Here is a 21031-nt window from a genome sequence, read left to right on the forward strand (position 1 = left end):
CTGTCACATAGAATAATGATTAGAAAGCTGAAAACAGTAATGATTTGCTTCTTACATAATATATTTTTAATAATTACTTTGACAGGTAGAGTAATATGCTGTACTATTACTCTGTCACATAGAATAATGATTAGAAAGCTGAAAACAGTAATGATTTGCTTCTTACATAATATATTTTTAATAATTACTTTGACAGGTAGAGTAATGTGAGTTATGATTATTCTATCTAATAGAGTAATTTTCGGTGGTAAGCAGGGAGGGGTTCGTCATTCGAAGTGATATTATTCGTGGACATTTAGAGCCGATTATATTGCGCCTGATTCTGGAAAGAGATCAATATGGCTATGAGATCTCTAAGGAAATCAGTTTACGAACAAAAAATAGATTTCACATAAAAGAAGCCACTTTATATGCTGTGTTTCAAAGGCTTGAACGTAAGGAACTTATCGAATCCTACTATGGTGATATCTCATATGGAGGAAAGCGGAAGTACTATCGTATCACTTCATTAGGCAAAGCCTACCTCAGGGAAACCATTCATGAGTGGCATGAAACTAAGGAAATCATTGATTTGTTTATGGAGGGGTTATAGTGAAGAGAATCAAACAGCATATAGATGAGCTATTCAAGGGTGTACCCAAAAGCGAAAAACGAGAGAAAATCAAGGAAGAAATCGTAGAAAATCTAGAGGAGAAAGTCTTTGATTTAATGGAGCAAGGGAAGGCTGAAGAGGATGCTATTAATAAAGCTCTTGTTGAATTTGGTGATATTGAAGAGATCAAGAAAGAGCTAGGGGAACGACATCCAAAGAAAAATACCTCCAAATATAATTTAGGGTTCTCCTTATGGGGAAGCGCACTAATTATCTTACTATTCGTTTTTATCAACCTTTATTATACGCCTAATCATATTTGGTTTGTATATCCTACATTTGTAGTATTATGGTGGCCTTTATCCTTATTTTATTATTGGCTGCGATCGAGATGAGGAGGTTTCATAAGTGGATAAATCTAAAGTAGGCTTTGTAGTAGCAGGAGGAATCATGACCATTCTCTTTTTATTGGTTGTTAATCTTCTTACTAGCACCCTTTTCATATGGTTTATCTATCCTGCTTTTGGTATTTTGCTGCTGATTATGAATATTGTTTTTATTAATAATAGACAATATAAGCTTCAGGCCGTGTTAGCAAGTGCTTTTCTAATAGGATTTCTTGTAACGGTTAATATGGTTCATAGTCCTTCCTACCCTTGGTTCATTTATGCTGTTTTTCCGATCATTTGGTGGCCGATCTCAGCCTTCATTGGAAGAAAAGCAGGAACCGTTACGTTTGCTCTAGTAGCGAGTACAAGTATAGTCCTATATTACGTCATATTGAACAATGTCATGGGTCACTCATATCCATGGGCTATCTATCCAGCTTTTGCAATTTTGTGGTGGCCATTAACGTTATACTACGTCAGGAAAAAAGAGTACTTCCGATTTTCCGTTGTCGCTGCTACCTTTGTCATCCTGTTTTTCACCACAGTAAACGTGGTTTCAACACCACATACAATTTGGGCGGTATATCCTATGTTTGCTGTGTTATGGTGGCCGTTAAGCATGTATTATTTTTACGTAAAAAAGCATGATCGTACACCTGTAGAGGAATAGTCAGCTTTAAGTATGTTAAACAAAAACAAAATAAATAAACACCTAAGGGAGGAAATTCATGCACAATCAAACTCATCGTCATTTGCTCAAGGAAGTTGCACCCTATGAGAAATCGAATTTGAAGGCAAGTATTTGGCAAGTTTGCAACACCCTTATTCCATTTTTTGTTCTTTGGTACTTAGCGTATCTAAGCTTAGATGTTTCGTATTGGTTAACCCTACCTTTAGCTGTGCTGGCTGCTGGCTTTTTAATCCGAGTATTTATTCTGTTTCATGATTGCTGTCATCATTCTTTTTTTAAGAACCGAGTAGCCAATGAAATATTAGGGACCATCACTGGTGTCTTGACGTTTTTTCCTTACCATAAATGGAAGAATGAGCACAATATTCATCATGCTACTAGCAGTAATTTAGACAAAAGAGGAGTAGGGGATATCTGGATCCTAACTGTAGAGGAGTATATGACGGCATCGATTTGGACGCGTATGGCCTATCGGATGTATAGAAATCCATTTGTTATGTTTGGATTAGGGCCGATCTTTATGTTCCTGTTCAAAAATAGATTTAATAGACCGAAAGCTAGGAAAGCGGAACGTCTAAATACGTATCTGACTAATATCATCATTGTAGGTGTAACGGCCCTGTTATGCTGGGCTATTGGCTGGCAAGCTTTCCTACTGATTCATGGACCTATCTTCTTGATCTCGGGAGCAGCGGGAATATGGTTGTTCTATGTGCAGCATCAGTTTGAGGAAACGTATTTTGAGCATGACGATGAGTGGAGCTATGTTAAAGCGGCTACAGATGGGAGCTCCTATTATAAGCTACCAAAGGTTTTGCAGTGGATAACAGGTAACATTGGCTATCATCACGTGCATCATTTAAGCCCTAGGGTTCCAAACTATTACTTGGAATCAGCTCATACAAATACCCCACCGTTACAGCACGTTACAACAATCACGATTTTGGGCAGCTTACAAGCGATTCGCTTTCGTTTGTGGGATGAAGCCAATAAGCAATTTATTAGCTTTCAGCAGTTTAAAAAAGGGCTAGCTACTAATCAATTTATTACCCCGCCTATTGAAAAAACAAAATCTGCGAGCTAGAGAGGCTCTAAGAGAGAAGGGCGTCAACAGAATACACATTCATGAAAACATCCTAAAATGCCTAGAGCTGAGGGATGTTTTTATACTTTCTGGCTGGCTGCATGGAAAGCTTCCTCTAATGATGGACTAGACAACCTCTTCGAGAGGGCTTTAATAGAAGCTTTTCTTATATGGGATACAGGCTTGCCAAGGCATGATAGGTTAATCCTAGGTTTAAGTAGTAAAAAAGTAGTGAAACACTCCCTTTACAACGTAACAGTGTTATGTTACATTGGATGAGAAGGGAGTAGTTAGAATTGAATGAAGAACTAATATCTAAGAAGGATATTCTTCAGCAGACGGGCATTTCCTATGGTCAGCTATACAGGTGGAAGCGGAAGAATTTAATACCAGAGGATTGGTTTATTCGGAAATCAACCTTCACGGGTCAGGAGACCTTTTTTCCCAAGGATAAAATACTAGAACGAATAGACAAAATTCAATTGATGAAGGATAAGCTGTCTCTTGATGAATTAGCCAGCCTATTCTCACCCAAACTTTCTGAATTAAATATGACTGAGGATGAGGTCATTCAGCAGGGAATAGCCTCCGAGAAGACTGTTCAGCTTTTTAAACAAGTTATAGAGATAGAGAGCTTCAGTACACGATCTATTCTTATCCTCTGTATAGTGGAAAAGAGTCTACAGATTAAGGGGATAAGTCCACTGGTTGGTAAAATGATCATCGAGCTCCTGCTTCAACACGAGCTATTAGAGGATATTGATCAGCTTAAGAAGAGCTCGCCAAGCCTTATTGTGATCCGTAAGCAAGATGTCACAAGTGCTCTCCTTCTTACACATACTGATAGAGTTTATACAGAAAGAGAAACAGAGCTTTTGGCCCACGTTTTTTTAATGGACTACATGGAAGAAATAAAAATGATCTTATTTTAGAAAGGAGATACAAAATTCATGACAACAACAAAAAATAAGCTAAGCATTCAAGGAATTGGCAGCGCCAGTGGCGGTGAATTTGATAAAGTACATGTAAATGGAAAAGGGACGATTGATGGGGATGTAGATTGTCAGGAATTTGACCTGAATGGGGCTGGAACGGTCCATGGAGATATTAAAAGTGAAGCATTTCGAGTCAATGGCTCAGCTAGCATAGATGGCAAGGTTGAGGTGGAGGATGGAAGACTAGATGGTGCTACTAAGCTTCAACACGAGCTTATTTTTAAAAGCTTTGAAGTCAATGGATCGATAACTGTTGGTGGGTTTGTTCAGGGTGAGAAGATGAATGTAAAAGGACGGTTAAAGGCTGGAGGAAATTGTGAGGTTGACGATTTTAAGCTAGAGGGTGCATTCAAGATTAATGGCCTTTTAAGTGCTGATCATGTAGATGCAGTTCTTTATGGTCAATCAAATGCGCGAGAAATTGGTGGACAAAAAATTGTCGTTAAGCGCCAACGAAAGGTTCTAAGCATATTTCAAGCCTTCTTTAAGACAAACCTGAAAGTTGAGTTGATTGAAGGAGACGATATTGAGCTTGAAAATACAGAAGCAGATAAAGTTTGTGGTAAAAATGTGGTTATCGGAGAAAACTGTAATATTGGAATCGTAGAGTATAGCGGTACGATTAGCAAGCATAAAAATTCTGTTGTACAAGAGAGTAAGAAGGTCTAAGGATAAACATAGTGAGTTTTAGAAAAAGACTTTTCTCGGAAGCTGATATATACAGCTTTGGAAAAGTCTTTTTATTTTTGCTTTGTTTGTTGTTCTATATAGGGGGAAAATGTATCCAATAACCTCGAAAGCTATCTGATTTTTGTAAAATCACTAAATAATTTTTAAACAATGAATTGACTATAAAGAATGAAAGTGGTAATCTTTTTAATAAGTTAAGTGACACTTAAATTTTATTATAAAATATAACTTATTTTTAAGTGTTATTGAAACAAAAATAGGGGGAACCCTGGCTACAAGTAGCTTAAGAAGATTGAAGACAAAAGGGGAGGAATTACAGTGTTGAAAAATTCTCGATGGTTACTCGCATTAATGATCGTATTTACGGTAGCGCTTGTTGGGTGTACAGCGGAAACACCTGCTGATCAAAACGCTACGGAAGGAACAGAAAATAACTCAACTGGGGAAACAGAATCGAATACAGAGACTGGTTCAGCTGAGCAGCTTTTACGTATGGTTATTCAGGAGGAACCTACAAATCTAGACCCACAAGTGGGGACAGATGGATACTCCATGATTGTGAATAACGCTGTATTAGAAGGGCTAGTACGCTTCCACGATGGGGAAATCATTCCTGGTATTGCTGAAGAGTGGGAGGTCTCAGAGGATGGTCTTACGTATACATTCCACTTGAGAGATTCCGTATGGAGTGACGGAACAGAGCTGACAGCAGAGGATTTTAAAGACTCGTTCATTCGACTTATCGACCCTGCTACTCAATCTCCATATGCGTATGTAGGCTACTATGTGGAAAATGCTCAAGCCTTTAATGAGGGAGATATCACAGATGCGGAGCAGGTTGGAGTAAACGTCATTGACGCAAACACTCTTGAATTTACGCTAGTATCACCGACAAAGCAATTCTTATCGTTAATGAGCTTCCTATCATACTTACCATCTAACGCTGGTGCGGTAGAGGAATTTGGACAAGAATACGCAGCAGATCCAAATAAAATGCTGTATAACGGACCATTTGTATTAACGGAGTGGAAGCACCAGGAGTCATTAACGCTAGAAAAAAATCCAAACTATTGGAACAGTGACGCTATCACCCTAGAAAAGGTTGAGATTAATATCGTTCCTGATGACGGTACGGCTTCTGGAATGTTTGAAACAGGAAATATTGACTTAGTATTAATTGGTCGTGAGTATATCGAGAAGTATGAAAGTGAAGGCAAAGCAAACTTCTACAATAAAGGAACGGTTCAATTCGTACAATACAACTTCGATAGTGAGGTTGGGGAGTTCCTAAGAAATGCAAACTTCAGAAAAGCCATCTCTCATGCTATTGATCGTGAAGGCTTAGTGAATGGAGTATTGAAGAACGGGTCTTCTCCAGCTCAGCGTTATGTTATGCCTACAACACTAGGAAAAGAAACAGATTTTGGAGAAGAGTATCCTTTCAGTCCATTCCCAGCTCAGGTTGATGTGGCGAAAGCAGAAGAGTATTTAGAAGCAGCGTTAAGTGAACTTGGAAAATCAAAGGATGACATCCCAACAATTGAATTCCTAGCGAGTGATCGTCCTGATGATCGCATTATCTCTGAGGCGATTCAGGATATGCTAGCTCAAAATCTAGGGATTAGCATTGATATTAGTGTAGCTCCACATAGCCAAAGACTACAAATGATGCTGGATTCCAATTATCAGATGATGTGGGGGGGCTGGGGACCAGACTTTAATGACCCAATGACCTATTTAGATATCTTTACAAGCTCAAGCGGATACAACACCACTGGCTTCCAAGACGAAATCTATGATGGATTAGTAGCTGAAGCGAATGCAAAAGCGGATGTTGAGCTTCGTGGAGATCTATTGTTTATGACTGAGCAACACCTTGTTGAGCATGGTCCTGTGACTACAGTATTTTTCGCAGGTGGTGCTTATGCGAAAGCAGACAACCTAGAAAACGTGAAAATGAACCATATCGGAGCAGAAATTGATTTCATTTTTGCTGAATTTAGATAAAGAGATTAATGATAGAGGGAAGCAAACAGCTTCTTAAGCTGTTGCTTCTCTCTCATTTTCTTTTTCCTACGAAAGGAAGTGAGCCTATGGCCAAGTATTTTTTGCAGCGTATCTTTATTGCACTTTTAACTATTTTTATCCTTGTCGTTGCAACCTTCTTCCTAGTTAAGCTTCTTCCAGGAGATCCATTCCTAGATCCCAAGCTACCGGATGAAACTAGACAGAATATGATCGAGTACTACGGTCTAGATAAGCCTGTCTATATTCAATTCTTTCAATATCTAGGGAACTTAGTGCAGGGCGATTTGGGTTATTCCTTAACGTATAAAAACCAGACGGTAAATCAGGTCATTGCCAACGCTTTTCCTAAATCTATGGAGTTAGGCTTAATCGCTTTAGTTATTTCGTTAATCATAGGATTGATATTAGGCATTATATCTGCCTTACAGCATAATAAAGCACTGGATTATATCAGTATGCTTATTGCAATTATTGGTATCTCCGTCCCAAGCTTTATTATCGGAGCCTTATTCCAATATGTATTTGCTGTTCGTCTTCAGTGGTTTCCTGTGGCACAGTGGCTTGGCTTTGAATACACCATACTTCCTGCCTGTGCTCTAGCCTTAGGAAGCGTAGCCCTAATTGCACGTCTGATGAGAACCAGTATGCTTGATATCGTTTCTTTAGATTATGTGAAAACGGCCGACGCAAAAGGACTTTCACAGGCACAAATTACAATGCGTCACCAAATTAGGAACGCTTTACTCCCTGTTTTAACTGTTTTAGGCCCGCTTGTGGCTCGCCTTGTAACAGGTACGTTTGTTATTGAACAGATTTTCGCTATACCAGGGCTTGGTCGTCACTACGTACAGAGCATGCAAACGTTAGATTACACCATGATCATGGGGTTAACGATTTTCTTTGGTGCGTTTTTAGTTGTGATGAATCTGTTAGTTGATCTTTCCTACGGTTTAGTTGATCCACGTATACGGGCGAGAAAATAAGGGGGTGCACAAAGTGGAAATATCTAAGGATAAGTTTCGGCATATAGGCTTAAATGAGCAAAAAAGCGAGGAAATTGTAAGGCCGAGCATGAGCTATTGGCAGGATGTTTGGCGTCGTTTAAAGGCGAACAAGATAGCGATGACTTCCCTTTTCTTTCTAATAGGTCTATCGATCATGGCTATTATTGGCCCGATGCTCACACCGTATAGCTACAATGTTAACAATCTCTCCTTTACCAATCAGCCGCCAAGTGCCGAGCATTGGTTTGGAACAGACTCATTAGGTCGAGACATGTGGGCTAGGGTTTGGGTAGGAGCCCGTGTTTCATTAGCTATCGGTATCGTCGCTGCTTTCTTCCAAACGGTTATAGGTGTAGTAGTTGGAGGCATAGCAGGATTTTACGGTGGAAGAATTGATATGATCATCATGCGCTTTATCGATGTGATGATTTCCATTCCATATTTAATTTTTGTTATTTTAATTATGGTCATCATGGGAGCTGGTATTATCCCGATTGTAATTGCCATAGCGATAACAGGCTGGCTTGAGATGGCCCGTCTGGTTCGGGGTCAAATTATGCAATTAAAGAATGAAGAATTTATTATCTCAGCTATTTCATTAGGAGCAAGCTCCTTTCGATTAATCTTTAAGCATCTAATTCCAAATACGTTAGGCGTTATTATCGTATCGTTAACGATGGCTATTCCTGCCGCTATTTTCTCTGAGGCGTTTCTTAGCTTTATCGGAATAGGTGTAAAGCCTCCGATGACTAGTTGGGGGCAGCTCGCTAATCTGGGGACATCTGTCATGCAAATTCATCCCTATCAGCTATTGATTCCTGCATTTTTTATCAGTATAACGATGCTTTCCCTGCAATTATTAGGGGATGGTCTTAGGGATGCGCTTGATCCGAAATTAAGAAAGTAGAGGGTGAGAAAAGTGAAAAAGGAAAAGGTGCTTGAGGTAAAGGATTTACAAATATCCTTTGACACATACGCTGGAGAGGTTCAGGCTGTACGGGGAATTTCCTTTGACGTTCACCGTGGTGAAGCGATCGCCATTGTTGGTGAATCCGGAAGTGGAAAAAGTGTAACGGTACAAGGCATCATGAAGCTTTTACCTACACCCCCTACTCGATATAAAAATGGGAGCGTCATTCTAGAGGGTGAGGATATTTCTGCCTACTCTAAAAAGAAGATGGAGAAAATCAAAGGCTCTAAGATGGCTATGATCTTCCAGGACCCGATGACTTCACTCAATCCAACAATGAAAATTGGCAGACAAATTGCCGAAGGAATTGAAAAGCATACGAAGCTGAATAAGGAACAGGTACGAGCACGTGTCATCGAGCTACTGCGTTTGGTTGGAATTCCAACTCCAGAGGACAGACTAGAGCAGTATCCACATGAGTTTAGTGGCGGAATGAGGCAGCGTGTCATGATTGCTATTGCGTTAGCGTGTGAGCCTAAGCTTCTCATTGCAGATGAGCCAACAACCGCTTTGGATGTAACCATTCAGGCTCAGATTTTAAACTTGATGAAAAACTTAAATGAAGAGCTAGGCACATCGATTATCTTAATTACCCATGATTTAGGCGTCGTAGCAAGAATGGCAGAACGTATTATTGTGATGTATGCCGGTAAACCGGTTGAAATCGCTGAAAAGCATGATTTGTTTTATAGAGCGAAGCATCCGTACACCTGGGGCTTATTAAGAGCTATCCCACGGATAGATTCCAATAAAAAGGATCCCTTGAAGTCCATTCCTGGTACACCGCCTAACTTAGTGTCTCCACCCGTAGGCTGTGCCTTTGCTAGCCGCTGTGAGTACGCCATGGAGATCTGCTACGAGCAGCAGCCAGAGCTTTCTGAGCATGGAGCTGGACACCAAGCCGCCTGTTGGCTGCACCATCCCTATGCCAAGGAAAGGTTAGATCAGATTATGGCAGAGCGTGAGGCAGAAGGGAGGAATGAGCATGGGCAGTCCACAACATTCTAAGAAACTACTTGAGGTTAAAGGATTAAAGAAGCACTTTCGGATGAATGGCGGAGCTGTGCTCAAGGCTGTAGATGATGTATCCTTTGATATTTTTGAAGGGGAAACACTCGGAATTGTTGGAGAATCTGGCTGTGGAAAGTCCACGACAGGTCGGGCCATAAAAGGTATTTATGAGCTAACTGATGGTGAGGTTGTATTTGATGGACGGCCTTTGACAAAGATGAACAAGAAAGAAAAGCTGGCCTTTACGAGAGACGCTCAAATGATCTTTCAAGATCCCTATTCCTCTCTCAATCCAAGGATGACCGTTGGTGAGTTGATTGGTGAAGGAATCGATATTCATCAACTGATGAAGGGCAAGGAAAAGCTGGAGCGGGTACGTGAGCTCATCAAATTAGTGGGTCTGAATGAAGAACATCTAAGCCGTTTTCCTCATGAATTTAGTGGAGGACAGAGGCAAAGGATAGGAATCGCACGAGCACTTGCTGTTGAGCCAAGGTTTATCGTCTGTGATGAACCCATTTCGGCCTTGGATGTATCGATTCAAGCACAGGTTATCAATCTGTTGGACGAACTACAGAAAAAGCTAAAGCTAACATATCTGTTTATTGCTCACGATCTATCAATGGTTCGGCATATTTCTGATCGGGTGGGCGTGATGTATTTAGGAAAGCTGATTGAGCTTGCTCCTACAGAAGAGCTGTATACGAATCCGCTACATCCATACACCAAGGCGCTAATGTCTGCTATTCCTATTCCAGATCCAATAGCTGAAGAGCAAAGAGATCCGATTCAGCTGACAGGTGATCTACCAAGTCCAATGAATATCCCGACAGGCTGTCCGTTCAGAACAAGATGCCCAATCGCTACAGCAGAGTGTGCTAAGGAGGTTCCAGAATTTCGTGAAGTCATTCCTGGACACTGGGTTTCTTGTATTCATGTCTAAGAGGAGGAAATTCCATGAAATTTAGAGTAAGTGAGGAACAGTATAGACAATGTATTGAATCGCTACAGGAACTAATCCGTATCCCCAGCGTGAAAGCGGCGCCTACCGAAGGAAATCCATTTGGTGAGCAGATTGGAAAAGCATTGGATTTCTTCTTAGGGCATGCCAAGCAATTAGGCTTTACTGTACGTGATATAGATCGGTATGTGGGGATTGTAGAGATGGGTGAAGGGGATGAAGAGCTAGGCATTCTTGTGCATATAGACGTTGTCCCTGAAGGAGATCATTCAGCTTGGCGTTTTGCTCCATATTCAGCAGAGATCCATGACGGCTCCATATGGGGTAGAGGAACCTTAGATGATAAAGGACCAGCGATGGCCGTTTTATACGCTATGAAGCTTCTAGCAGATCAAAATATCCAGTGGAATAAAAGAGTGCGTCTAATTATCGGTACTGATGAGGAAAGCTCATGGCAGGATATCGCTTATTATAAGCAAAAAGAAAAGCCACCAACTATTGCCTTTACACCAGACGGCTGTTTCCCTGTGACGAATAGCGAGAAGGGAATTTTGACATTAGGCTATGAAAAGCAAAGGGAACAAGCCTCAATTGCTTCTATTGTTAAAGAAGTACAGGCTGGTGAAAGGCATAATGTGACACCTGGAGTAGCCAAAGCTGTTATCCAGCTTTCTCATGAATCTTCTATTGAAGCTTTTAAAAGCACTGATCAGATTTCCATAGAGCTGCAATCTGACGGAAGGATCCTTATTACAGCAAAGGGAGTAGCAGGTCGTACAAGTGATCCAAACGTAGAGACAAATGCGATTCATATTCTATTAACCTATTTAAAGCAGTGTCTTCCGAAAAATGATGGCTTTAGAGAGGTCATTGACTTTTACAAGACGTATGTACAGGATTCAAACGGTGCAGGACATGATTGTCAGCTGTCCGACGAAATCTCTGGAGAGCTAACTCTTGCTCCTTGTGTTCTTGAATGGAACAGCTTTAGAGTCAATTTAGTGAGCAATATACGTTACCCTTCATCACTACAGCTAGAGGAGATATTGGATCGAGTGAGAGGTAAGCTAGCGTCTAGCTCGTTTACTTGGAGTGTAGTGGAGCACAAAGCACCCATCTTCGTTCCTAAGGATGATCCGTTTATTACGAAGCTAATGCATGTTTACACGAGCTATTTTAATCGTCAGGATGAGCCTTTATCCATTTCTGGAGGCACCTATGCAAGAGCTTTTCCCAACACAGTAGCCTTTGGTGCGCTTATTCCAGGGAAGCCTCTTAATGCTCATGAAGCAAACGAGCATGTGGAGCTTAAGGTCGTACAGGACTGGATTCAAATTTATGCTAACGCCATCTATGCGCTTGTGGCAAAAATCGAGTAGGTGACGGGCATGGAGAAAACCTTTTTTATTCAGAATCGAAAAAAAGTAGCCAAGCTTTTAGAATACGGTATTGTCCTCCTCCATTCGGGGGTGAAAGCTAGGGTTTCTTCACAGGAGACGTACGATTTTAGACCAAATAAAATGTTTTATTATTTAACTGGATTAAGCGAGCCAAACCTGGTGCTTATGTTATGCATAGAGCATGCAGAAGTGAAGGAGTTTTTACTTATTCCTGAACTTGATCCAGTTAAGCAAGCGTGGGATGGCAAGCAGCTTGATAAAGACTCAGCTGCTCAAATATCAGGAGTTGAGCATATTTTTGACCTTGGCGAGCTACAGCGAGTGTGGGATTATCTTCTATATGAATATAGCTATCTACCTATATGGATGAATATAAAGGATGGACAGTTAAGAGAGCTGTGTACGCATTTTAATCTAGCGTTTGAAACAGAGCATATTGAGTGTATTCATGAAAAGCTATCCTTTTTGAGAAGCTTTAAGGAGCCCGAAGAGATCGAAAAGCTATCTCAGGTCAGTAAAGTGGCTGCTTTAGGAGTGCAGGAAGCGATAAAGAAAAGCAAACCCGGCCTTTATGAGTATCAGGTGGAAGCCTTTCACGATTATGTAATGAAGTCCAACGGGCTAAAGCCCGGTCATTATAAAACCATTCTTGCAGCAGGCCAAAACGCAACGATTCTTCATTATCTTGATAACGATTCTATCATAGAGGGAAATGACTTAATTCTAATGGATATAGACGTAGAGATAGAACAGTATCATTGCGATTGTACAAGGGTTTTTCCGGCCAGTGGACGCTTTACCGAACGACAGAAGCAGATCTACTCAGCCGTATTACACGTTCAAAAAGGATTAATTTCATATCTTAAGCCTGGGGTGACGTACGGTGAGCTAAATGAGTACGCTAAAGCTTTATTAGGAAAAGCATGCCAAAAACTGAATGTCCTCCATGAGCATAATAAGCTAGAAGACTACTATTTCCACCAAGTAGGGCATGCCATCGGATTAGATACACATGATGTTGGTGTGCTGGAGGAGGATACCGTTCTTAAACCCGGTATGGTCTTGACGATAGAGCCTGGTCTATATATTCAGGAGGAGCAGATCGGTGTACGGATAGAGGATATGGTGGCTGTTACAGAGAATGGTAATATAAATCTAACTGAGCATCTTGTAAAGGAAATAGAGGATATCGAACAGTTAATGGCAAGGGGTTAATACAATTTTTTTATGAACGAAAAAAAGGAGGGGTCTACGTTGTTGAATATTCAAAGCGATGATCGTTCTGTGGGTATCTTACCGCTAGCGAAGCAGGAAGCGATTAGAGATCAATGGCTAGGTATTCGTCTGGATACAGTGCTAAAGGAAGCTATGGAAAAAGCTGATCTTCCGATGTGGATTGTAGTAAGTAAGGAATATAACGAGGACCCGGTAGTAGAGTCGCTTACACCTTGCGAGCATGACAGCTCCAGACGTTTATCTATCTTTGTGTTTGTATTAGATAAGGAGACGCAAGAGGTAAGCCGTTATTTAATTGGTTCTCCCCATCCAGCTCTAGCTGGGCTGTATTCCTTCATTTGGAACAGGCAGGAGGAGACACAGTGGGAACGGTTAAGAACACTGGTTGAGGAAAAAAATCCAGCTAAAATTGGAATTAATATGTCCGCACATATTGCTGTGGCTGATGGCTTGACTCACTCTTTATACGAAACGCTGCTGGAGTCTCTTGGGAGCAGTTGGTCAGAAAGACTTGTTTCAGCAGAGGAATTAGTGATCCATTGGTTCCTAAAAAGAAGTGAAGAAGAAATGGTAACCTATCCTTTCTTAGCTGATTTAACGAGTAATCTAGCCAAAAAAGCTCTCTCAAATGAGGTTATTTATCCAGGAATTACATCGACCAGAGATGTTGTAGATTGGATTAGACAAAAGGTGCTTGATTTAGGACTAAAAACATCTTTCTATCCCACAGTGGACATTCAACGTAAGGGTGCTGAGGTAGATCGGCTTGCTCCGGCAGTCATTATGCCCGGGGATATTGTTCATCTGGACTTTGGCTTAGAATATTTGGGATTAGCTACAGATACACAGCAACTAGCGTATGTGCTTAAGCAGGGAGAGCTAGAAGCCCCTCAGGGTCTGCGTGACGCCTTTGAGCAAGCGCTAGTGATGGAGGATATCGTGATGTCCTACCTGAAACCAGGTTTATCTGGTAACGAAGTGTTTGAAAAAAGTATCGCAGAGTCAAAAGAGGAATCTATTCAAGCCATGCTTTATTCTCACCCGCTGGGGCCGCATTGTCATGAGGCAGGGCCGACAATAGGCTTGTATGACCAGCAAAGAAAGATTCCTTTTAAGGGAGATATTCAGGTCGTAAGCAGATCAGCGTATGCTCTGGAATTTAATATTAAGGCTTATATCCCTGAGTGGGAGCAAGAAACATACATGTATTTAGAGCAGCCTGTCGCCGTTTACGAACAGCATGCAGATTATTTAACTCCAAGACAGGAAACCTTCTATTTAATTCGCTAATAGAAAAGAGAGAATTTCCAGTAGGTACTAGGAACAAAGAGAGACCTAGGTCCTGCTAAACCGATAAATAGATTAGTTTGAAGTGGAGGAGTTCCAATGGAGAATATAGGTGATCGTCTTAAAAGTGTAAGAAAAAGCAAAAAAATGACGTTAAAGCAAATCTCGGAGAAAACAAACCTTTCGATTAGCTTTTTATCACAGGTGGAGCATGCCAAATGCTCTGTTACCTTAGAATCCTTAATGAAAATATCAGAAGCGCTTGAGGTTAGTCCGAGCTTTTTCTTCTCCGATCAAAAGGGTCAGGAAATAAAAAGTAAAATTGCCGTCCATAAACAGCAGTCATTAGAGGAAGACATGGCCGTCTCAAACTTTACGTACAAGGACCTGTCTGGGAATTTTCCAAACCAAACCTTTTTACCGACACTCGTTACTCTCCAGCCCCGGAACGAAGGGGGCAGAGCTTTAGCCCATAATGGTCAAGAATTTATCTTTGTGTTAGAGGGAACCTTGACGGTTATTTTTGAGGATGGTGAGCTAGCTCTGCAGGCTGGAGAAAGCCTTCATATGGAATCTACGACACCGCATAACTGGCTGAATAAAACAAATGAAGCGATTAAGTTTTTATATGTAAGCTCTAGATAAGCCGCTTTACTCTTAAGACAACAAGTACAGCAGCTTTAGTGAAGATTGGGAGATGATGAATGATGGATAAACATTCTGTAGAGTGGAAGGGCTATCTACCAGCGATTTCTACGCCGTTTTTAGAGAATGGTGAGGTTGACTGGTCTGGTTGGAGAAGCTTATTAGAATGGCTTGTGGAGGAAGGGATGCACGGCCTAGTTCTTAACGGAACGACAGGTGAGTGGTTCAGTCAAAGCTTAGAGGAAAAGAAAGAAATCTTTAAGGTGGCTGCTGAAGTGGTTGAAGGCAGGATTCCTTTGATTGGGGGCTGTACAGCCTATACAGCGTTAGAGGTTGCTGAGCAAGCGGCTGCTGCTAAAGCAGTGGGACTTGACGGGATATTAGTAGCACCATCGCCTTATATTGTACCTACTGATGATGAGTTAGTTGCCTTCTACGAAAATGTAAGTGAGCTTGTAGAGCTACCGATTTGTATCTATAATTGGCCAAGAGGAGCGAACCTAGATATGAGCGCTGAATTGGTCAGTCGATTAGCGGATATAGAAAAGGTTGTAGCCATCAAAAACTCTACGCCTAGTTTACAAAACTTTGTATCTACGTTTTTTGCTGTGAAGGATAAGCTTCGTTATTTCGGCTTTCCGATGAATGAGCTGGGTCTTACATTGATTAAAGAGTACGGCGGAGACGGAACAATGGGAGCAGGAGCTGTACTTGGCCGTGTCCATCCTAATTTTTATAACTTTATCTGGCAGGGGGATGTTGAGCAGGCCCTGCAATGTGGGCGTAAGGATCAATTCCTGTTTCAATCTTGGTTTAATCAGGACTTCTCCGCTAAATACGGCTCACCGCAAGCGATTGTTAAAACCGCTTTAAATCTCAGGGGCTTGCCAGGTGGCTATCCGCGTCTGCCGATTCTACCATTAACCACAGAGCAGCAGCTTAAGGTTAAAGAAACACTAGAACAGGTTGAACAGGTTGAATATCAGTAAACGGCCTAGCCTGATTAAATGATTAAACATCCTGAGATGGATATTGGGTATTCATAGGAGGACGTGGACATGGTCCAAAGAGCAGATGTATTTGTCATTGGAGGAGGACTAGTTGGCTGTGCCACGGCTTACCATTTAGCTAAGCGTGGTGCTCAGGTGGTTCTCTCTGAACGGGGACAGCTTAATCGTCAGGCTTCTGGACAGAACGCCGGTAGCTTGCATTTTCAGCTTGAATTTCGGATGGTTAGGTTCTGGAAAGAGCTTGAGAAGGAGATGGGAGAGCTTATTCCCATGTCTATCACTTCAGAAAAAATGTGGCAAGGACTTGAAGAAGAGCTGCAAGCGGACATGGAAGTGATTCAGCATGGCGGCTTTATGGTGGCGGAAACGGCAGAAGAGCTTGAGCTTTTAAAGAAGAAATATGAGCTGGAGAAGAAGTGGAGCTTGAACACAGAGCTCTTGACGGGAGAGGAAGCCAGAGGGCTTGCGCCTTATCTGTCTAAGCGAGTGATCGGTGCTGCTTTTTGTCCCCTTGAGGGACATGCAAATCCACGTTTGGTTACGCCACAATATGCAAAGAGAGCCAGTGAGTTTGGCGCTACTATTTTAACAGAATCCAGAGTAACAGATCTGACAAGACGAAAAGGGAAATGGCTAGTACAGGTCAATGGGGAGGAGCGCTACGAGGCTGAACATATTGTCCTCGCTGCTGGAGCATGGATTGAGGATTTAGCTGAAATGCTGGGACTGCATATCCCTATGTTTGCTGTGCCCTTAACGATGAACGTAACTGAGCCAACAACTCCGTTTATTCATCATATGATACAGCATGTAGGGAAACGCATTACGCTAAAGCAGGTTAGAGATGGAAACGTCCTTATTGGTGGGGGCTGGTCCTCTAAATTTGCCAAGCGTGCAGGTAAGCTTGATTTCTCCCAAGCTCCTATCATTCTACCAGAGGCTGTGCAGCAAAATTGTGAGATTGCGATGGAGCTTGTGCCACATGTAGGTAATCTACGATTGCTGAGAAGCTGGCCAGGGGTGACAGGAATTACCGCTGATCAGCTTCCTTTGCTTGGGGAAGTACCGGAAAGAAAAGGGGTATGGATTGCAGCAGGAGGCTCAGGATTTACGTTTGGACCACTGTATGGCTCCATTCTTGCTGACCTAATTATGACGGGTTCAACAGACTTTAAAATAGATGCCTTTTTACCAAAAAAGCTATCCCATTTAAATTTATTTATGTCTTAATCTCTCACTTGCTCAAAGTAAGAAGGATGCCGGTGTGACATTGGCAAGGAAACCTGGGATTAGAGTAATTACCACTTTGGGTCTAGTAAGATGGATATAGATGGAGATGATTCGTATGAGTGAGAAGAAATCACTACATGTGTTAGAGCAACAGATAACGATCAACATTGATCATAACAACTATGCTATTCCTAAAGGATACTCCTTAGCGACAGCTATAAGTGAGGTAAAAGGCTTGGGCTATCGCCAAACTCGATTCGGTGATGTACGTGGTCCTGTATGTAACATGGGAGTATGCTTTGAGTGCTCTGTTTACGTGCAGGGAAAAGGGAACATTAGAGCCTGTATGATCGAGGTCGAGGAGGGGATGGTTGTCCATACTACTCCAGACTTTGAGCAGCTATCTATGGCTGAAGGGGAGGAAGAAGGACGAGCTGTTGGTGCTGACGGTGAAGGAAATAGACACATTGAGAGTAATCTGAGAAAGAATACGGCTCCTTATGATGTAGCTATAATCGGGGCAGGGCCAGCAGGACTAGGGGCGGGCGAAGAGCTTTCAGGAAAAGGGCTACGGGTTGTCCTCATAGAAGAACAGCAGGCATCTGGAGGGCAAATTTATCGTCAGGCCTCAGAGAATTTCCAAAAACAACATGTCCTCTCTCCGAATCCTTTGGTTCAGCGTGTCGCTGAGAAGCAGGATGTGTACCGTATCTTTGGTGCAACAGTATGGTCCATTTCCACGGTGAATGAAGAGGGGAACGTAAGCACGAGTGAGCATGATAGAGAAAGCTACCTCATTCATCTAGAGAATGAGGTAGCGATTCAAACGAAACAGATTATCCTAGCTACTGGTGCGTATGATCGCCTGTTTCCCTTTCAGGGATGGACTAAGCCTGGAGTGATGAGTGCGGGAGGCTTGCAAATTTTTGCTAAAACTCAGCGTTATATACCGGGTAAAGCGATCCTTCTTGCAGGGAGCCACCCCTTTATTCTTATTGTAGCCAAACAGATTCTGCAGATGGGAGGGCAAATTAAAGGAATCGCTTTTGCTCAAGGCTTTCCAAAGCTTCATGAATTGTTTACGTATGGAATGAGTGGATTAAGGCGTTGGAGGAAAAGCAAGGAGCTCTTAAGTGCCCTTCAAGCTGTGCGTAAAGCCAAGGTTCCATTGTGGTTTAATACGATTCCCTTGGAAGCTGAAGGGGATGATCAGGTGGAGAGGCTAAAGCTTGCAAGGCTAAATCAAAACGGCGAGGTTTCTGAGGAATCCGCGTATGAGGTTCAATGTGATGTGGTGGGACTGTGCTATGGTTTTACAGCATCAAGTGAGCTAGCCCGCCAAATAGGCTGTAAAACACGTTTTGATGGAGCTAACGGAGGTTGGTTGGTTGAAGTTAATGAAGAGATGCAGAGTAGTATCCCTACTATTCGAGTAGCTGGGGAATTGAATGGTGTAGGTGGAGCTGAGCTATCGGAAGTTGAAGGGAGAATAGCAGCCCTATCTCTATTGAAGGAGCTCAGTCCCCAACACTATGAGCAAAAAAAAGCATGGCATCAATCCTTAATTAAAGAGCGCAGCTCCTGGATGGCTTTTGCTGAAATGCTGGGGAAAGCAACAGATCTTACCTTTGACCCACTACCATTACTCAAGCGTAAGCCTGAAACGTATGTCTGCCGCTGCGAAGAGGTCTCCTATAGATCGATTGAAGACACACTGCAGGAGCATTCTCATGTTTCCTCCATGAATGCAGTTAAGCTAATGACTCGCTGTGGCATGGGGCTATGTCAGGGACGCTATTGTGAACGTACCCTACAGGAAATCGCTAGTCATCAATGGGGTGAAAAGGCTGTTGGGGACTCTCTAACGGCTCGTTTTCCGGTTAAGCCAGTAACTATTAAACAGATGGTTAAACAACTTGAGAAAACTAGATAATAAGCGCATGTGTACCATGTGCTTATAAATAACTATACAAATGAATCGTCTTGGTTATTATGTAATGGTCTAGCAAAGCCCACCTGATCTTTATGATGAGGTGGGCTTTGCTCTATGGATCTGTTATATGAAAATGGAACATAATTAATTGACTTGAGAGAGTAAGTAGTGATAGCTTGAGAATAAGATAGAATAAATAGTTGTAATATCAATAATACATATGAGCTAGTAAACTAATTATGGGGTCAATAATTGGCTTGAAAAATAGCTTAAATTAGGATATTTAAGGAGGAATGGCAATGGATCGAGAAGAGCTTTTAAAACCAGAACATATTGCACCGTTTGTACAATTAGACTATCACGAAGTCTTAAAAAGACTAAGTATTCCTTATTTCATTAATCCTAACGAGGATGAAGAATATCTGGTTCCTCCTACTATTCTATTTGCTGATGGAGATGTGGAGCTAGAGGAAAAGCTTCCTATCCCATTCGCCTACTATCCTTCAAGCATTTTACTTGTTGTGAATGGTAATCTGAGAGTTGCTCATGAGCATTCGTTAGCCTATTATGTGACAGGAGACGTTGACGTTGATGTGCTGAACATGAACAATTTTCAGATATGTAAGGGGAAGGAAACCATAAGGTATTTTCAGATGGTGCTTGCTGAAGATGATAACACAGTAACAACCTTCCCTCGTCGTAATGTCACTGCGCCCCTTTTTATAGCTTGGAATTATGATCTTAATGGCTACGATATTAGCCCTCATACAGCTATTTTTGCCTTATATGAAGATTATATGGTAGAGCCATACCGCTCGGAAAATCCTTTGTTTCGTGACCATGCTTCCTATTACGCCTTGAAAGAAGAGTACATTGATGAGGTCGAGTATTCCTACGAAAATAATTTTGTCTATCGGACATCTGACATGTATAAGGCGATGCGAAATGGAGAGTCGATATTTCGGGAGGGATTTGATGTAGCCTGTATGCCCTATTATCGTAAGGGGGTACCTGCGTTTCTTGAAAGGATGGCATATAAGGAGGCCTTTTTCTATTTCAAAGAGGTAATCCGAATTTCTCCAAGCATGGGCTCCGCTTATTCATACATGGCACAATGTCTTGATAAATCAGGGGATTGGGCTTCTGCAGAGTCTTACTACATTAAAGCTAAGGAGCTCATATCAGAAAAAATAATCTATATGCATGAAGGTTTAGATGAGTGTCTAGCAGCGATAGCTGGTTATAAACAGGATCCTAACAAGAAGTCGACACAGGTTACGTGGATCAATCAGTCATTAACTGATCTCTAAAGTGATTATTGGTGAATATAAACTTTAAGCTAATTCAATCTAATTCTTTTGTTCAAAAGCAAATAAAAGCCTACCTCTGTGTTTATGAGGTGGGCTTTCTATATACATGCAGTTTTTGTAATCTGAGTAATGGTAGACATTATCTCAGTTAAAGATGCATGGTAGATTAGCTTCTTCAAGAAAAAAACGATAAAAAATGAATAAGTTAACTTTAGTTAATATCCTTGTTATCAATGATTATATATACTTTTTAGTTATGAAGAAGTTGGTTTGATAACTGAGGAGGAGAAAGATTGATTCGTAAACGATGTATGGGCTTATTCATTTTGGTGGTATGTGTTGGGCTATCGACAGGCTTAATGGAGTCAGTCAAGGCTGCAGTAATCATGGAGCCACTCCCTGAATCTGCGGATATGCCTGTTTCATTAAATGGAGTCAGTGCGAGTACGATGCAAAATGGGTCGTTAATTCTAGTTACTGGAGGACGTAATTCTTCGAATGTTGATGATCTTACGTTTTTAATCCTGTAATCTTGTCATGGTCCACGTTTAACTCTACTGTCCCA

At 41.6% G+C, this 21031-nt stretch carries 20 protein-coding genes; all 20 read left to right on the top strand.

What is annotated here, in order from left to right; all coding sequences use genetic code 11:
* Positions 1-244 precede the first annotated feature (244 nt).
* Positions 245-592, top strand: coding sequence for a PadR family transcriptional regulator (locus tag J2S11_RS19010; RefSeq protein ID WP_307397304.1), 348 nt, complete (start codon positions 245-247; stop codon positions 590-592).
* Positions 592-987, top strand: coding sequence for a permease prefix domain 1-containing protein (locus J2S11_RS19015; RefSeq protein WP_307397306.1), 396 nt, complete (start codon positions 592-594; stop codon positions 985-987). The genes J2S11_RS19010 and J2S11_RS19015 overlap by 1 nt, the downstream gene beginning before the upstream one ends.
* Positions 988-1000: 13 nt before the next feature.
* On the top strand, positions 1001-1651 hold the full coding sequence (locus tag J2S11_RS19020) for a hypothetical protein (protein WP_307397308.1): 651 nt from the start codon (positions 1001-1003) through the stop codon (positions 1649-1651).
* Positions 1652-1709: 58 nt separating this feature from the next.
* A complete protein-coding gene (gene desA / locus J2S11_RS19025) occupies positions 1710-2756 on the top strand; it encodes a Delta(5) desaturase DesA (protein ID WP_307397310.1) in 1047 nt (348 codons plus the stop codon).
* Positions 2757-3052: 296 nt separating this feature from the next.
* Complete coding sequence (locus tag J2S11_RS19030; protein ID WP_307397312.1) at positions 3053-3688, top strand: DUF4004 family protein; 636 nt, start codon at positions 3053-3055, stop codon at positions 3686-3688.
* 18 nt (positions 3689-3706) lie between these two features.
* Positions 3707-4420, top strand: coding sequence for a polymer-forming cytoskeletal protein (locus J2S11_RS19035; protein WP_307397314.1), 714 nt, complete (start codon positions 3707-3709; stop codon positions 4418-4420).
* Positions 4421-4759: 339 nt separating this feature from the next.
* Positions 4760-6448, top strand: a complete 1689-nt coding sequence (locus tag J2S11_RS19040; RefSeq protein ID WP_307397316.1) for a peptide ABC transporter substrate-binding protein — start codon at positions 4760-4762, stop codon at positions 6446-6448.
* A gap of 86 nt (positions 6449-6534) precedes the next feature.
* Positions 6535-7452, top strand: coding sequence for an ABC transporter permease (locus J2S11_RS19045; RefSeq protein WP_307397318.1), 918 nt, complete (start codon positions 6535-6537; stop codon positions 7450-7452).
* Between the two features lie 13 nt (positions 7453-7465).
* Entirely contained in the window at positions 7466-8380 is a 915-nt protein-coding gene (locus J2S11_RS19050) for an ABC transporter permease (RefSeq protein WP_307397320.1), read from the top strand.
* A gap of 3 nt (positions 8381-8383) precedes the next feature.
* The gene (locus J2S11_RS19055) at positions 8384-9451 is read left to right on the top strand and encodes an ABC transporter ATP-binding protein (RefSeq protein ID WP_370875569.1); all 1068 of its coding nucleotides are present in this window, start codon (positions 8384-8386) and stop codon (positions 9449-9451) included.
* Positions 9423-10397 carry an ABC transporter ATP-binding protein gene (locus J2S11_RS19060; protein WP_370875570.1) on the top strand — a complete coding sequence of 325 codons (975 nt, stop codon included), beginning with the start codon at positions 9423-9425 and terminating at the stop codon, positions 10395-10397. The genes J2S11_RS19055 and J2S11_RS19060 overlap by 29 nt, the downstream gene beginning before the upstream one ends.
* Before the next feature lie 14 nt (positions 10398-10411).
* The gene (locus J2S11_RS19065) at positions 10412-11794 is read left to right on the top strand and encodes a Sapep family Mn(2+)-dependent dipeptidase (RefSeq protein ID WP_307397327.1); all 1383 of its coding nucleotides are present in this window, start codon (positions 10412-10414) and stop codon (positions 11792-11794) included.
* Positions 11795-11803: 9 nt separating this feature from the next.
* Complete coding sequence (locus tag J2S11_RS19070; protein WP_307397329.1) at positions 11804-13030, top strand: aminopeptidase P family protein; 1227 nt, start codon at positions 11804-11806, stop codon at positions 13028-13030.
* 39 nt (positions 13031-13069) lie between these two features.
* Positions 13070-14341: a M24 family metallopeptidase gene (locus tag J2S11_RS19075; RefSeq protein ID WP_307397331.1), complete on the top strand. Its 1272-nt coding sequence runs from the start codon at positions 13070-13072 to the stop codon at positions 14339-14341.
* A 96-nt stretch (positions 14342-14437) separates the two neighbouring features.
* Positions 14438-14983, top strand: coding sequence for a helix-turn-helix domain-containing protein (locus J2S11_RS19080; RefSeq protein WP_307397333.1), 546 nt, complete (start codon positions 14438-14440; stop codon positions 14981-14983).
* 59 nt (positions 14984-15042) lie between these two features.
* Positions 15043-15972, top strand: a complete 930-nt coding sequence (locus J2S11_RS19085) for a dihydrodipicolinate synthase family protein (protein ID WP_307397335.1) — start codon at positions 15043-15045, stop codon at positions 15970-15972.
* Positions 15973-16041: 69 nt separating this feature from the next.
* Positions 16042-17223 carry an NAD(P)/FAD-dependent oxidoreductase gene (locus J2S11_RS19090; protein ID WP_307397336.1) on the top strand — a complete coding sequence of 394 codons (1182 nt, stop codon included), beginning with the start codon at positions 16042-16044 and terminating at the stop codon, positions 17221-17223.
* 115 nt (positions 17224-17338) lie between these two features.
* On the top strand, positions 17339-19156 hold the full coding sequence (locus J2S11_RS19095) for an FAD-dependent oxidoreductase (RefSeq protein ID WP_307397338.1): 1818 nt from the start codon (positions 17339-17341) through the stop codon (positions 19154-19156).
* Between the two features lie 299 nt (positions 19157-19455).
* A complete protein-coding gene (locus tag J2S11_RS19100; RefSeq protein WP_307397340.1) occupies positions 19456-20466 on the top strand; it encodes a tetratricopeptide repeat protein in 1011 nt (336 codons plus the stop codon).
* A gap of 293 nt (positions 20467-20759) precedes the next feature.
* The gene (locus J2S11_RS19105) at positions 20760-20996 is read left to right on the top strand and encodes a hypothetical protein (RefSeq protein ID WP_307397342.1); all 237 of its coding nucleotides are present in this window, start codon (positions 20760-20762) and stop codon (positions 20994-20996) included.
* Positions 20997-21031: the final 35 nt, after the last annotated feature.

Source organism: Bacillus horti (genome assembly GCF_030813115.1).
In the GTDB taxonomy this organism is placed as follows: Bacteria; Bacillota; Bacilli; order Caldalkalibacillales; family JCM-10596; genus Bacillus_CH; species Bacillus_CH horti.